Source organism: Pinibacter soli, assembly GCF_029961145.1.
Taxonomy (GTDB): Bacteria; Bacteroidota; Bacteroidia; order Chitinophagales; family Chitinophagaceae; genus Pinibacter; species Pinibacter soli.
Map to the genome: position 1 here is coordinate 1,511,870 of NZ_JASBRG010000007.1, position 15,167 is coordinate 1,527,036.

Here is a 15,167-nt window from a genome sequence, read left to right on the forward strand (position 1 = left end):
AGTATAGTTGATAGCAACAAAGGATAATTATCGATTCATTTGAGAGCTGGCTAGATTGATCTTTCCAAACAAGTGCTGGATCATTCGATTAAACCGATTTGTGATTACTCGACGTTAGAAGTAAATAAGTATAGAGTGCGCTTTTATGAAATAAAAGCTGCTGTAAAAAAAATTGTTTCCTATGAACTAGACAGAATTGTCTACACTCCAGAACTGCAGTCATTGGTGATTACAAAGAAAGGTTAGAATATTCAGCAGCAGTCTTGATATTTGTAAATCTCAAGTTGATTTAGAAACATAATTATCTAATTTATTTGTAAAACTCAGTATTTAATTGGACAAATAACATGCCCCGTCATAAATCCAAGTTCTTGACTTAAATATTTTCTAGTCAAGTCCTTTCTTGTTTGTAGAAGAACATTGCCAGAAAATATTATGGAACAGAATTCTACGATGAGTTTAAACTTTCCTGACAATGTCTGTACGATTAAATACTAATCATTACAATTTATTTCAGTACATATATTATCTTACGTAACACTCTTGAATGTTATCACATTTTCTCTAAACAAATAAGCCTCAGAAGAACCTAATTCAATCATCTTATCGAGGAGCCAAACAAAATCGTCTATCAATCTTTTGCTCTTCTTTATTTCAGATATATGATTATAGAATAACCTTTTCACCAATCGTTCGGCATCTATTGACATTAGTGCGATTAATTGTAATGATTCTTTTTTAATAAGCTCTACAAGCCAACTAAGGCCTTCTGGTAAGAAAGTTTTTTCACCAATTGTAGAAAAAACATTTAAAATGGACTGCGCATTAGAAGCGCCAAAATCACTGATCATTTGGTGGTAAATTTCTTTTTTGCCGTGTAGTGGCTGCCAGTCTGCTGCCTGTTCCTTCCAACCGGTATCAAGTAGTAATTGTTTGGCAAAATAACCAGTCCCACTTTTTTTAATTTTACCAGACAGGTGTTCCCAAACGTCCCAAAAATGTTTAATTGCAAGATTCTTAATTGTATCGTCTGGATTATTAGCGACAATATCGTCCAGTTTGGCTACAGAAAATTTTAAAACATCTGCAGCAAATTCGAAAAGATCATCCTGGTGCCTATATGTATCTGCGTCGGCTATAGTTCTGTCGCATTCATCTAAAATAATATCCAAAATTCGTTTTGAGAATGAGGGGGCTGCCACTATAAGCAATTCTGCCAAATAGAATTTGATTTCTAAAACCTCCTGAAATCCTATTTGCTTACCTTCTTTTCTGCTTCTATATGAATAATCTTCTTCAAGTTTCTGATCTTCTACAAGTAGCAAGACGAAATGCCGAATAAATTCTCTAAGCAGAACATCATCGGTAGCACAAGGAATTATCAATAATGCCCGTGTTAATAAATATCCTGAATGGCTATCAAGAGTAACAGTAGAAAGATCTAAAACTGCATTATCTTTTTTTATTTGTGCTTCAATGTATTGATGTTCTTTTTCTTTTGCTAATTGAAGACTGTTATCATCATGACCAATATGGAAATACGGATTGGCTTTGCGATACGCTGCATATTGTACTACTGAAAACCATATTGTTTTTGCGTCTTTAGGATGATGATTGGAAAAAACACCTCTGATATATTTAGTTATTTCGCCAACTTCATGCTCAGAAAATGGAGCAATAACCATATGCACCATAATGAGCAGTACTTTCCGACGATCTTCTTCCGATTCTAAAAAATTAAGGGGAAGATGAAAAGAAGATAAAGCCAATTCCTTTTCCCTAAGATTGTAGCTCATATTCAACCCAAAATTTCGACTGGTCGTATCCTGGATAATTATTGCTGCGGTTCCCCGAATTTTATTTATACACCACATTTTTTCTTCTTCACTCAGTTGCCGGGCAATATCTCTTAGTCCTATAATAGCTAGTGTAACCGGACGGTCGAAAAGGATATTAAGATTTTCATTGCTCTCATATTCTTTCTGACAAGCTTGCCAGTCTGGATAACTTATGTGTTCCTTTCCATCAAATGCTTTTTGCAATTGACTTGAATAATTCATTGCTTTATTATCAGATTCAAACTCTTCTTTGCCGGAATCCATAAACTCCTGAACATCTTTGTCGTATTCCGGTGCTATAGGAAAACCTCCTATTTTTTCATCGTATTCACCAAGTTTATGATTCCTGATATCTATTTCCGTTATTGTTTTTTTCCAAACAATATCGTTCTCTTGAATATCTGTTTTTAGCTGATCAAATACCTGGTATATTTCGTTATTGAGCTTCCTGATATTAAATTGATAATCTAAAATAAAATCTCTAAGCCCCCTCCTAAATTTCTTTCTATGAGGCAATTGGTTGGCCTTCCATCGTTCTTCTTGTGCAAATGGGATTTTTTGGTCCGAAGGAGCCATTGCAGCATGTTCCTGTAGCGCCCTATTTAAATCCCATTCATAAAATGCTCTTACTTTTAATAAAGGCAATATCGATTCATCCACTTCTGTGGGGTATGCTATAGCAACACTCGCCAGTACCCCAAGAGGTGCCACATTATTTGTATTGCTATAGATGTACTGATAAATAAATTTGAGGTTGGCCCGGCTTGTCTCTGTTTTCCTGGCAGCCATACCTAAAAGGAATTTTTCAAAACTCATCAAAAGCGATTCCAAAAGATAATGGGTAACGCTTATCCCCCGATAGGCGACCCATAATTCTCCCGCTCCCCATAGTTTTTTCATTGTTCCATCAGGCAATTCAAATTCAACTTCTTCTAGTTGATGTTTATATTGGCATTTTGCTTTTACATAAAACTCTACCGAATAGTTAATGAACTGTACAAGGAATTCTAATCCCTTAAGAGGATGATATTGCAATAGGTTAAACAAAGGTGTTTTGTAAATACCGGAAGGGAAGAATTCGTGCTTATCTTCAATGCCCCAACATTTATCACTATTTAAGCTATCATCACCAATCATTGCACTAATGCTACCGGGTGGCGGTGGTTCAATGGGACGGAGCTTCCATTCCTTCCATGCGCTTTCCACTATCAATTCAGGCAGTTCTTTTATTAACTCTTGGTTACCCAATCCCGAAAGACATTTTTTAATTACAGCCTTGTCCAATGAACGACCTTGCCGGGAATTGCTTTCCTCATTTGCAAATGCCTGCTCAACAAGTTTTTTTATTTCGTCTTTTGCGATGGAAGCTAGGTCGAACAAAATAGCTATCAGATCCTTTTTCCTGCCTTCCATTTCCCTTTTTTGCCAAAATTCTAAACCCGATTCAATTTCACTTATGTAGTGTAGTACGAGTTTTTTAGCAGACGCTAATTCATACTGGTCTATATCCTTGAACTGAAACATCAGTCTTAAGTGCCAGTCAGACAAATAAGATATAATATTAAACCTGTTAGCGGCAAGCTGATCGATATGCTTTCCAATGAACATAAGGATTTCTCTCCAGCCAGATCCTACAGGCAATAAGAGATTTACCTTGTCATTGTTTTCCTTGCAACATGTTTTAATTATATGCAAACATCTTATTAGCAATTTTGCATTTCCTGCTAACAGGTCTTTTTCAAAACCAATAAAAAAGGCTTCACTGACTTGTGATCTGAAAATTGCGGTAAGAATTTCGTCTGTCCAATAGCGCTCTAATGATTTACTGCTTAAAACATCTCTTACAAGCGTTACTACTTTTGTCCCGTTTTCTGCTAACAATTCTTCTATCCAAAGCCTGAATGCCCTTCTTATTGCAGGCTCTTTCCCTATTTTACTGAAGAAGTCATCTACATTGGCTGCATCTTCATAAACTGATGAAATATGTTTTATCAGTGCCCAATCTTCTAATATGTCATGAGCAGGTGTATATCGCCTGTTCAATGGTTCCTGCACCAGCATCTCGTCTTTTACAAGCAATGCAGTTGCTTCCGCATCAGCCGTAGCTGGTTGCGTAAACAGTTTCATTTCTTTAGCCCGTTTAATTGCTATTTCCATGAAGGCATTTTCCCGTTTAATTGGTAGCCCGTTTATTTCGTTTGCCTCATCAACGACAAGAATATTCCACAACCTTTTTTTAAAATCGGCAAGTTCAATATTAGCATAATCATCGCCACTTTTATGTAAGGCTTTAACGGCAAAGTCTAAATACTTAGGGCTTTGCAACAATGGCCTTATTTTTACATTGCCCAGAACACTATTTAACTGAGGGTATTTTTGAAAAACGATTTCAAATTCTTCATCTGTCAATAGCGGAATTTCAACAACACCAATTTTTTCTCTGCTTAATCCAAACTTCTGAATAATCAGATCGATAGCATACTTTCTTGAAGAGACAACTAATTTAATATCAGGATACTCAGCCAATATGCCCATAAGTTGTTTAAATGCGCATTCTGGATCTGCTTCCAATAATTTTTCAAAACTGTCCAGATATAAGATTTTATCCGGAAGAAGTGAGATACAAGAAAATATGTCCCGGATAGATATGTCAACACCTTGGTTTGAAAAAACATTGGCAATATGTGGCTGATTAAATTGGTCTGCTCTAAATACAAAGACACCTGATGTCGTAAATACATTCTGCAACAAATCCTTTACCTGGGCTGATTTACCAACTCCGGGTTTTCCGGTCACTATAGTGATAGGAAATGTCGAAATCGATTGAACTATATTATCGGTGATATCTGACCTTTCAAGATGTACTTCTCCAATGGTATCTTTTAGCGGGTTAACTATGGCGCTACTATCACTTTTTAATTTTTCTATTGCGTTAAAGTAAGGAATCAAATTCTCTGCAGAAAAATTTTTATAAATGTCCATTTGCCGGATGGTTGCGGTAGTGATATTTCCTCCATCCTTATTAAATGTAGCGGCAATGGCTGATAATCCATCCCATATTTCTTTCTCGTTGAGGGCAGATACTCTGCTCTTTGCAAGCCTAATCAGGTTTAAAAAATATGCTTGGTCTACACTTCCTGATTGCAACAAATCATACTCTAATACATCCATACATTTTGTAAATTCCCAGATCTCTTTATCTGTTAAGGCAACATTTCCGTTGGCCTCTTTCAAAATGGTATGTATAGTGTCTAAGCGTTCCTTTTTACCTTTAATGCGATTTACTTCATTAATAAAATCAACTTCTGTCGCATGTGAATTAGCCCAGTTAAAGATGGATTTAAAATGATTGCGTTCATCCTTAGTTAATCCACCTTTTACGATAATCAGCTTATCTTTTGTTTTATCAAAAATGGTGGTATTGTTATAGTCTTTCCAAAACGCTTGTAACACCTCTTTGAAAGTGTCGTTATTTTCAGTAAATGATACGTCATGTTTGATTTGCATCAATAATCTATGTTCGCCAAGTCCTGATTTTGCAATGACTAACAAGTCATCAGTTTCATATCCTCTGCTGGTATTTTGAAAACCAACTTCAATTATTTCATTCGCTGGCAAGCATGGCGCACTACCAGTTATTACCAAGCCTGTAATAAAAGCCGTTTGAATGGATTGTTCGAAATTAGTCCCGCCACCTCCTTTTTGAAATACACTTCCTTTTTCTGCCATAATATTCAATTTATTAATCCTTTTGGAAAAAACGCCAAGGGTGACTTCGCTAATCGCGAAAATTTAAACGTAATTTCTTGTGCGGAAGTGGTGCCAACATTGCCAAATTTTCCATCTTATGATCACTGCAATTTATTCGTTACTATATTTCAAGTTCGCAGCCCACTTTGTATGGGCTCCAATTTCAAATTCCGTTTCCCTGCTCCATTCATTAAAACCCAAACCATTTATCAGCATATCGTCAGCCCACTTTACCTTTTCATTGTTTCCTTGATCAATTAACTTTTCTAACTCGTGCATTTGCTCTTCATTTGGTATCAAATCAAATATCTCGTAAATCAATAATTCTTGACAATCCAGGTACCTTGCCTTTTGAAATGGAGTGAGTAGAGTGTCAACATATTTATAATCAATATACCTGAACAACTCCTTATTTAATATACCTGTACTTAATAATTCTTCACAAAATTCTCGCCATTGAGAAATTTCGCGGTCTTCTTTGGAAGCAAACCATTTAAAAACATCGAGGACATGTTTCCCTTTAACTTGCATACGAAGGTCATTTTTTGCTATTCCATGTTCAGTCGAAAATTGTCTGTCTGATTTAATTTCAAGCTCTTCAAACAGCTTTTCAGATGACACGTACCTTTTATAAGCTCCACCAACTAATTGGTAATAATTCCCTTTCCTGTTTTTCACCAACAAATACTTACCATTCACCTTAATTCTAATTAGATAGGCAAAAGACATTCTTATATACTGCTCCGGTAATAATATTCTTGTTTGGAAAAACAATGGCAACCTTTTGATGTTGGCGATAAGCTCCACTATGTAAAAGCCTATTGGCGCCGAAATTATATTTATCAATAAGCCAACAATTAATAAAGACCACGGATTATCCGGAAGCCTTTTGGTTAATAATAAAATCACTGTAAGGGCTATTGAGAATGCAATTGTCTTGGGTATAGTTGTTTTCATATTTTTCTAGTTGTGTGGAGCTTCTTCTCCAATCCAAACCTTATATCGTTTCCAAAATTCATATTTAATTATCCACTCAGAAACCCACGGCAACATTTTCACTAAAGGGGTCATCCTCGTAGCAGGCAAATCTTTCGGATAATACAAGCACAAAGTATTATCAAAATACATGTGAGTTTCCTTATGAAATTTAATTGAGGGACTAGCAATCCATATTCGCTCAAATCTTTGCGGATGGTTGTACGAATATTTAATCATTACCTCATACTTGCCTTTATCCAGCTTTAAAAATCCTCTACAAAACAAATTCTCGCCGTCGATAACACAACGAAGCCAATCATATTTGCTCTCAATTAAAATTTTCTCAATTAGCAAATATGAGTAGCTATTCTGCTTTGCTTTTTTAACCAATATTGTCTCCAAAATCCCTATGCCTTTCATTTCTTTCTCCTGTATGAAGGTTAATATTGCCGTCTCTATCTGTTCTCATATTTGCTCCAATAATCAACGTCCCAGACTGTATGAGCTTATTTGAAGATTTCTGCCCTAGCTTTTGTAACTGTTGCCTAATGGCTCCTTTATATATATTTTCGCCAAACAGCGTTTCGTATGTAAGAGCACTTTCTGAAAAATCCTTTTTTAACATTTGCCATTTTTCATACAAGTCTTTAACGAATGCTAAAAAGTGTTGGTATAAGCGGGGATCACTATCCCACTTCTCAGAAAAATCCTCATTAGGATTTACGGGATTCGTTACTTTAAGGCGCGATGTTTTGAATTGCGGCAATCGCGATTCTTGTTGTATTCTCGTAAGAATCGAGTCGATAGTTCCAAAAATAGAATTTTCACCGCGATAGAAGCCTGCTGCAATTGTGGTGATAATAATGCTTGAGGTAGCAAATTCCGACTTATGTTCAAAATAAATGTCCCTGTAACGTTTGATAAGCTGAATAGCGCTTTGCAATGGCTTCTTCGATAAAAAATCGTCGTCTGGTAACTCCTGAATTTCAGCTTTGAGTTCATACAATCTATTATAGTAAGCTTGAAGCTCTGACTTTTTAGATAGGTTTGCAATAGACAAAAACCATTCTACATAACCTTTTGGATTACTGATTGTCCAATCTTTTAATTCACGGTCTGGAACCATTATATTTTTTTCGTCACTAATAACAATCATGCATCCTGGAAGAATATCCATGTGAAAATCACCAGCATAATTCAGACGAACACATCTGCGCTTTTTCTCTACCATATGACTATACCGACCATCACCTTCAAGCTTTTTCAACAATGCATTATATATCTCCAGCGGGGTAAAATTTGAATAGCCTCTTTTAATATGGAGGACAACGTCAAGATCAAACTCATCGCCCTGAAATGGTTTAACAGTCGTACCGATAGCAACTGATCCTTGCGGATAAATATCAATTTCCATCCCCTTAAAGAACCCTTGATCTTCATTAATAATGGTACATAGGGCTTTGTAAGCGCTTTCCATCCTTTGACGTCTGGTGGTATCCAATTGAAGACTCTCTGCAATTCTTGTCAGGATGTCCTCTCTTTGCACCATAAAATTTGAAAAAATATCGTTCATCATCTCTTAATTTAAAAAAACCTTCAAGCAGGAAAATTGCCAATTCAACAAAACTCCCGACCTGAACTAACAATATAAATTATCTGACATCAAAATTATTGTGTTTTTCAATTTTAACAAATACAGATCTTACAGACTTATCCACAGAGTGTGAATAAATAGAATATTTCAATATATTTGATACCTGAATCAACAGCATGCTTATTAGTTTTTCCCTGCGCAATTTTTTATCCTTCAAAAAAGAACAAACTTTAGATCTAACCCCTGAAGCACTAAAGGAGCACACTGATTTTTTACACGTTCCATATTTATACGATTTCGAAGCGCGACTATTGAAAGCGGTTGGAATTTTTGGTCACAATTCACATGGGAAAAGCAACTTTTTAAAAGGCTATCAATTTTTTCTAGATTTCATTTTTTCTTCTTTTAAAATTGGGAGGTCAGAAGAATCGATACCTATTGAAAATTTTAAACTAAATACATCTACAGCTACTCAACCAAGTTATTTTGAAGCCAAATTTTACATTAGGGAAAAGAAATATAGATATGGCTTTAAGATTACCGGTGAAAAAGTTGTTGAAGAATGGCTTTACTATTCTGAATCTAGGGTCAGGGAAAATCACTTGTTTGTAAGATTGGAGCAGGATTTCAAATTAAGTAAGGTATGGAGCAAGGAATCCGAGGGCAAGGTCGATCAATCTGTATTTTTTACAAAACCGACAAACCTACTTCTATCAGTTCTAATTTCACAAGGAAGTATTTCCCAAATTTCTGAAATTGCTAAATGGTTAAAGGGAAATATTATCATTACTGATATCACTAGCGACACTCACCTGAAACGAGCAATTTTAATACTTTCCTCACCAAAATACAGATCCATTATCAATAGCTTTATTGAAAAAGCTGACTTAGGGTTTGTGACAATTATTGAAAAAATAGATAGTCAACTCAAAAATAAATTGTCTCTCGATAAAGAGCTGATTGATTTAATTTACTCAATGGAATTAGATCGTTTTGAACTTTACACTAGACATGATATTTATGATGGAGAGTATAAAAAGGTGAGTAGTACTTTATTTGAACTACTAAAAAGTGAGTCGTCAGGTACTATCAAATATTTTATACTGGCTTGTTATTTGTCTTATGCAATTAAAGAAGGTCAATTAATTATGGTGGATGAACTTGATTCTAAGTTTCATGTTTTGTTGTTAAAATTTTTACTGAAAACTTTTCTTAGCAAGAAGGTCAACTTTTCAGGTTCTCAGATGATCTTTACAACCCACAGTACTTTCTTGTTGGGCAAAAATATTCTCCGACGCGATCAAGCGGCCATCGTTGAAAAAAACGAATATGGAGAGTCTTCATTAAAACGTCTACATGGAGCTAAAAAACCATTGCGTGTTGACACCCAAATTGAAAAGGAATACACAAAAGGAACCCTCGGAGGAGTTTCAGAAAAATTAAAAAATGAGAATCAACTTCCCTTCGAATAATCACATATATCATATTTATTAGTAATTTCATATTAAGCATTGCAGCAAAAGCATGAAAAATATTGGTGATTGATTCGGTGAGTAGAAAATAGAGATGACCTAAAATGCAGATATAGCAAGCATATTTAGGTCAAGTTCGACTCCCCTCAGCTCCACTTGTTAGCGTTAATCAGTCAATAACCTACTTTGCATGTAAAATTCAGAACGTTCTTATTCTGTTTTAAATTGGAATTACACCGCCCGCATCAATCTTCAAATTTTCAATAAAACATTCGGCATCTCGACGATGAAAAGAAAAGTCAAATTTCTATCGAATAATCCGAAAATACCGAGTCAGTGAACCCAATAACCAACACTCTGAATGAAACCATAGATCTTTACAAGAATTTTACATTTAACCCTTACAAATTTGCGTATGAATATCGATTCTTTTTTGAGCTTTAGTTCCGGCAGAAGAATAGAAATCAGCTTTAATTTTAATCGTCAACTTTTAGTATTTTTATTCACCAACAGTTACGGGCTGACGGAATTCAAAATGCTGCCACAAACGTCAATGCGAGACCGTTACCAGCAATGCTAAGACAGACCACTCTAAGCAAAAAATAAAAGACATAAGTCAAGGCGACCTATTGACATTTAGAGCGACTGACAATAAATACAAAGTGCTACTTTGTACAAGCACTTATAAGGACAAAAGTTCGCAATACTTCACTTTCGCTGTATTGACTTATAACAGTTTAAACAAGCCGACAATTACAAACATACTTGACTGCGAATTTTGGGGAATAGGAAACACCAAGAATGACCGTTTTAAATATTCCGATATGGAACTCGATAAAATGTGAACTATTCATCCTGAGACTAAACCATACTTTCTGGGTTCTTACGGACTTACAATTTGGAGAAAGGACTTTATGACGTTTCGAGATAATTTTGAAGTTATTTGCAATTTAAAAATTGTAAACAATCTTGACAAAAACGGTGATGGTAGTATGAATGCAAGTTGCTGGATGTCTATTCTTGCCATGGTGACCCATCACTCCTGCATGTTAACCCACCCCGGTATATGGCGATAAGAGAAAGAGCTTGATGTGCGTTTAAAAATACGAAGAGCTTTGTGTTTGTTAATTATTTTTTTCTTTTTCGTAATGATTCACCTTTTAACTCTATACGGTTTGCATTAGCTGTCATCCTGTCCATGATTGCATCGGCAAGTGTAGGATCATTTATAAATTCATACCATTGGGCTACTGGTAACTGTGAGGTGACGATGATACTTTTCTTACCATACCTGTCTTCGAGTAGTTGTAGCAGCGTGAGCCTTATATCTTGTGTCAATGGCTGCAATCCAAAGTCATCGAGTATAATAAGAGTTTGTCGTTCCAGTTGGTTAAGGAGTTTAATGTAAGAACCATCGAGCCTGGCCAGCGTTATTTTTTCTATGAGCCGGTTCATGTTGAGGTAAATTGTTTTGTGTCCCTGCAAACAGGCCTGGTGGCCCAATGCACAGGCGAGATAGCTTTTGCCGCAACCGGTGGCACCGGTGATGAGAATATTTTCTCCCTGCCTAAGATAACGGCCCTCAATAAGTGAAGCGAGTTGTTGTTTGGTGAGGTTGCGCGCAGCGCTGCATTCCACCTGTTCTATACAAGCTGGCAGCCGCAGTTTTGCGAGCTTCAGATAACAAGCTGTTTTTTCATTGCTGCGGTGTAATGCTTCGGATTGCAGCAGATGGGCCACCATGTCGTGTCCGTCCAGTTGCTGATCAATGGGTAGTTCCAATTGCGAACGATAAGCATGATGCATACCGGACAGTCGTAGTTGTTGCATTTGATCCAGAGTTTGTGTTGTGTTCATTTTGTGTGGCCGATTTTTATTGGTTATTGATAATGATCTTTTCCTCTTATGTTGTCATGGCTTGGTATCGCAGATGTAATGAAGATCTCTACCTGTTTGTCCAGTCCCCGTTCCAGTATATTCTTTATCATGGTATAGTTGACACGTGATCCCTGCATGGCTCTGCTACAAGCCGCTTCCAGGCGGGTAGCGCCATATTTTTTGTGTAACATCAGCATGCCGAAACAGGCTTTGTAATTCTGTTCTACGTAAATGCTGTTTTGCAGCATAAAGGTTGCTGCCTGTACTGTAGAGGGGCCGATGCGCGAAGCCTGCGCCAGCAGATCATCGCGGTTCCAACCCTTGATCTGTTGCATATGCCGGTGATGCGGTGGCATATGTTCACTCAGGGTTGTGTAGGCTTTGTGATGATTTTTACGCATATGCAATGCGATGCGTTCAGTGTCCAGGTATACTTCCACTACCCGGTTGTCATAAAGCACTTTTACTTTTTTGCCTACATGCTGGTAGGGTACGCTGTAATAGCGGCGATCTTCTGTGAGTTGAATATGATAATTGCGTTGCACGGTAAGTGTTACTACTTTTTTGGAGGTAAACGGTGTTGCAGGCAAAGGTTTTAGTAAAGAGCGTTCCTGCTGTTCAAAAAAATACCGGCGGCTGAAGGGCGTGTTTTTATAAGGCTTGTTATTGAGCAGTACTAATTGCTCCTGTATAGCGGTATTAAGTGCCTGTAAGTTGGTGGGCTCATGGTGGCGCAAGGGACCATAAATATTATTATAGACAATATTCACTGCCCGTTCTACCATGGCTTTATCCCGTGGAGAGTATGGGCGCGTAGCGCTGAAGGTCGTGGCATAATGTTCTGAGAGCTGCAAGCAAACATCAGTGAAGACAGGTTCATACCGATCCGGTCTTGTGACGGCGGTTTTGAGATTATCGCAAAGAATGGTGGCTGGTCATTGAACAGGTGCACCCGTTCATAGGTGCCTGGAATATTGAAATTTCGTCGGTTCCATCATTATTTAAGTCGCCTTCATTAATTAAACAAATGCTGCAACAGCCTGCGTCTATTGATTTTAGGCTGGTTTCAGAAAATTGAATAGCATACTCATCAGCAGTGCCATCTTCAACAGGATTTCCTTTTCCCTCTTTAATTTTAGTGGCAGTTGCAGTGTCCATATGTCTGTCTCCGTTAAAGTCCCCTTGAATTTTTTCTCCAATTGTAGGCAAATCCGATATTGTCGTTTCAACCTTTTCAACCTTTTCAACCATTTTGACCTTTTCGACAACACTTTTTTTATCTTTCAATGCCTGCCCGCATGAAAAAAGCCCAACTGCGAGTATGATTATTAGTATTCTCATTTATAAATGTTATCCTTATTCTTAGGGATTTTTTGCTGACTTTCTTTTTTGATTTTTTACAAGAAAAAAGAACGGTAGTATTGTTAAGTATATGTATTAATGTTTATTTAGATTCCCGAACTTTTAAAATCTTAATTCAATATCTGTTTAAGAATCTCTTTATGCTTTTTTGTATAAAAATACCCGTCTTTTTCTAGTTGCTCAATTCCCTTATACCCTTGCTTTAATTTTGGTTCGACTTTCTTTGCTTTAGATACTGTTTTATTACTTCCTACTTTGTCATTGAGTAAATATTGAACAGTAAACAAACCTATAAGCTGGTCAATATCGGGTTTGTAATTCACAGCTTCTTGAAAATATTTTAACGAGGCTTGCAGTTGATCGTCTTCCATATAACAATATCCAATATTGGAATAAACATCTGCATGATCCTTTTTTTCATCGTCGGAATATCTTTTTACAATATCTAAGTAGTCATGTAGTGCATTTTTATAATCACCAACAATTTGCCTGCTCACGCCTCTCTTGTATAATAACAGATGATCTATATTGGGGTTCGCACTTAGACGTAAAGCTTTTGTTGTATAAAGAATTGTGTTTTCATAGTCAGTTGAATCAAAGTAAAGAGATGCTAGATATGAGTTTGCGTAATAATCATCCGGTTCTATATCAAGTGCTTTTAATGCAAGATCAATTGCTTTTTTCAAATCCTTTTTGTCTTCATATATTATCGCGGTATTAGTATATGCGGCTGCAAGCAAAGGCTTCAATTCAATAGCTTTGGCATACATTTCTAAAGCAAGATCATATTTTTTTTCTTCCCTGTAATAATTCCCCATATTATAATAATTAATAGGGTTTTTATTATCTACAGATAACGCTTTTTGAAAATAATATAAAGCGCTGTCTCTCTTAAGTTCAATATCACCATATATGAGGGCCAAATTACCGTACGCACCTGATAGGTTGCCCTTTAATTCAATACATTTTTTATACATCGTTATCGCCATGTCCATTTGATTATCGTGCTCATATATTACACCCATATCTAATAAAATATTGGTATTTGTAGAGTCAATTTCATAACCACGTTTCAATTCAATCTTAGCTTTTTCCGTTTGCTTTAATGAGGTATAAATTTGCGATTTCTTGAAATATAAGTCTGCCTTATCCGGGTAACTAACCAATGCTTCGTTGATAACTTTTAGGGCCTCATCTTTTTTGTTAAGGTTCACCAACGTTTCTGCTTTGTTGTAATAGTAGGAGTAATGTGGACTTTTGGCAATGGCCTTATCAAAATACTGAATTGCTTTATTATCGTCACCTGATTCACTGTAACAAGTGGCTAAAAAAAATAAAGCATCACCAACACTGCCGCTCTCTTCGTCACTTCTTTCAAGGTATTTATTTAAATAAACAATCGCGCTTTCCCATTTTTGTAATTTAAAATAGGTATAGCCGAGATTATAATGGGTGTTGTCATTAGCCTCTGAACCTTCTAATAAAAGAGCTTTGTGAAACAGTGGCAATGCTTCTTCATATTGCTGTAAATCTGAGTAGCAGTTTGCTTTTGTACGATAAAAATCGGCCAAATCTTCTGTGCAAAATTGTAAGGCTTTATCGCAAATGGCAATGGCTTTAAGCTGTTGTTTAGAATTTGCATAAATCAACGCTGTATTGTAGTAAGCGGTATGATTGGTACTATCCAATTTCAACACTTTGTCATACTCTATCATCGCTAAATCCGGCTGTTTATTTACCTGATACTTATACCCCTTGTGCAGATAATCAGTTATTAATTGATCATCCGTTTTTTTATGTGTTGGTTGGGCAAAGGCTGATGGTGCTAAGAAGATTAAAAAGAGGAATGTTATTTTAAATGGAACGATATTCTTAAGTTTCATAAAATATTTTGTCTTACTTTTTGTTGACATTGCAAGCGTTTTTAGCGGATACGACTTATAACAAGCATTAATTTTCGTTGAAATAAGCATAGTCGATTTTGATCTTGCTTTTTACTCCATCTTTAAAAAAGTAATAAGAACTCAATAAGTTTTGATCATTTAATTGAAAAACACCAAACAATTTAAAATTGTCTTTGTCGCTTTCCCGCTCTGCATCGGAGTAGTATTTTTCGAATTGTTTTTCTCCTGTTTTTACCAACTTGGATTTTCTGAATTGTAACACTTTGCCATCTTGAAAAGAAGTGTATTTGTGTACAAAAGGAAATGTACCTGTTTTGGTACTGTAGTTTATAGTCAAAAGATTGCTGTTCAGATATCGGGTAATACAATTGTTTTCAATTTTCTCTTCTGC

Annotated in this window: 10 protein-coding genes; 1 reads left to right on the forward strand and 9 read right to left on the reverse strand. The window is 36.1% G+C overall.

What is annotated here, in order from left to right:
• Window positions 1-530: 530 nt before the first annotated feature.
• From QJ048_RS16610 to QJ048_RS16620, 4 genes are all read right to left on the reverse strand, one after another.
• On the reverse strand, window positions 531-5,567 hold the full coding sequence (locus QJ048_RS16610; RefSeq protein WP_282335526.1) for a hypothetical protein: 5,037 nt from the start codon (window positions 5,565-5,567) through the stop codon (window positions 531-533).
• Window positions 5,568-5,699: 132 nt separating this feature from the next.
• A complete protein-coding gene (locus QJ048_RS16615; RefSeq protein ID WP_282335527.1) occupies window positions 5,700-6,545 on the reverse strand; it encodes an SMODS-associated NUDIX domain-containing protein in 846 nt (281 codons plus the stop codon).
• Between the two features lie 6 nt (window positions 6,546-6,551).
• Window positions 6,552-6,986, reverse strand: a complete 435-nt coding sequence (locus QJ048_RS23505; RefSeq protein ID WP_478355657.1) for a type II CBASS E2 protein — start codon at window positions 6,984-6,986, stop codon at window positions 6,552-6,554.
• Window positions 6,949-8,142, reverse strand: coding sequence for a nucleotidyltransferase domain-containing protein (locus QJ048_RS16620; protein WP_282335528.1), 1,194 nt, complete (start codon window positions 8,140-8,142; stop codon window positions 6,949-6,951). Before QJ048_RS16620 ends, QJ048_RS23505 begins: the two co-directional genes overlap by 38 nt.
• A 194-nt stretch (window positions 8,143-8,336) precedes the next feature.
• Here QJ048_RS16620 and QJ048_RS16625 point away from each other — a divergent pair, with 194 nt between their 5' ends.
• Window positions 8,337-9,632 carry an AAA family ATPase gene (locus QJ048_RS16625; RefSeq protein WP_282335529.1) on the forward strand — a complete coding sequence of 432 codons (1,296 nt, stop codon included), beginning with the start codon at window positions 8,337-8,339 and terminating at the stop codon, window positions 9,630-9,632.
• A gap of 1,128 nt (window positions 9,633-10,760) precedes the next feature.
• Here QJ048_RS16625 and istB read toward each other — a convergent pair.
• From istB to QJ048_RS16650, 5 genes are all read right to left on the reverse strand, one after another.
• Window positions 10,761-11,489 (reverse strand): IS21-like element helper ATPase IstB, encoded by a 729-nt coding sequence (istB, locus tag QJ048_RS16630; RefSeq protein ID WP_282335530.1) that lies wholly within the window; start codon window positions 11,487-11,489, stop codon window positions 10,761-10,763.
• A 23-nt stretch (window positions 11,490-11,512) separates the two neighbouring features.
• The gene (locus QJ048_RS16635) at window positions 11,513-12,364 is read right to left on the reverse strand and encodes a Mu transposase domain-containing protein (protein ID WP_282335531.1); all 852 of its coding nucleotides are present in this window, start codon (window positions 12,362-12,364) and stop codon (window positions 11,513-11,515) included.
• Between the two features lie 58 nt (window positions 12,365-12,422).
• Entirely contained in the window at window positions 12,423-12,851 is a 429-nt protein-coding gene (locus tag QJ048_RS16640) for a hypothetical protein (protein ID WP_282335532.1), read from the reverse strand.
• 131 nt (window positions 12,852-12,982) lie between these two features.
• Entirely contained in the window at window positions 12,983-14,785 is a 1,803-nt protein-coding gene (locus tag QJ048_RS16645; protein ID WP_282335533.1) for a tetratricopeptide repeat protein, read from the reverse strand.
• A gap of 37 nt (window positions 14,786-14,822) precedes the next feature.
• A partial coding sequence (locus tag QJ048_RS16650; protein WP_282335534.1) for a hypothetical protein occupies window positions 14,823-15,167 on the reverse strand: 345 nt, incomplete at its 5' end.

Excerpts from the sequence above, each read along its gene's own strand:
- QJ048_RS16610 (WP_282335526.1), bottom strand. The coding sequence starts at position 5,567 with ATGGCAGAAAAAGGAAGTGTATTTCAAAAAGGAGGTGGCGGGACTAAT.
- QJ048_RS16615 (WP_282335527.1), bottom strand. The coding sequence starts at position 6,545 with ATGAAAACAACTATACCCAAGACAATTGCATTCTCAATAGCCCTTACA.
- QJ048_RS23505 (WP_478355657.1), bottom strand. The coding sequence starts at position 6,986 with ATGAAAGGCATAGGGATTTTGGAGACAATATTGGTTAAAAAAGCAAAG.
- QJ048_RS16620 (WP_282335528.1), bottom strand. The coding sequence starts at position 8,142 with ATGATGAACGATATTTTTTCAAATTTTATGGTGCAAAGAGAGGACATC.
- QJ048_RS16625 (WP_282335529.1), top strand. The coding sequence starts at position 8,337 with ATGCTTATTAGTTTTTCCCTGCGCAATTTTTTATCCTTCAAAAAAGAA.
- istB (WP_282335530.1), bottom strand. The coding sequence starts at position 11,489 with ATGAACACAACACAAACTCTGGATCAAATGCAACAACTACGACTGTCC.
- QJ048_RS16640 (WP_282335532.1), bottom strand. The coding sequence starts at position 12,851 with ATGAGAATACTAATAATCATACTCGCAGTTGGGCTTTTTTCATGCGGG.
- QJ048_RS16645 (WP_282335533.1), bottom strand. The coding sequence starts at position 14,785 with ATGTCAACAAAAAGTAAGACAAAATATTTTATGAAACTTAAGAATATC.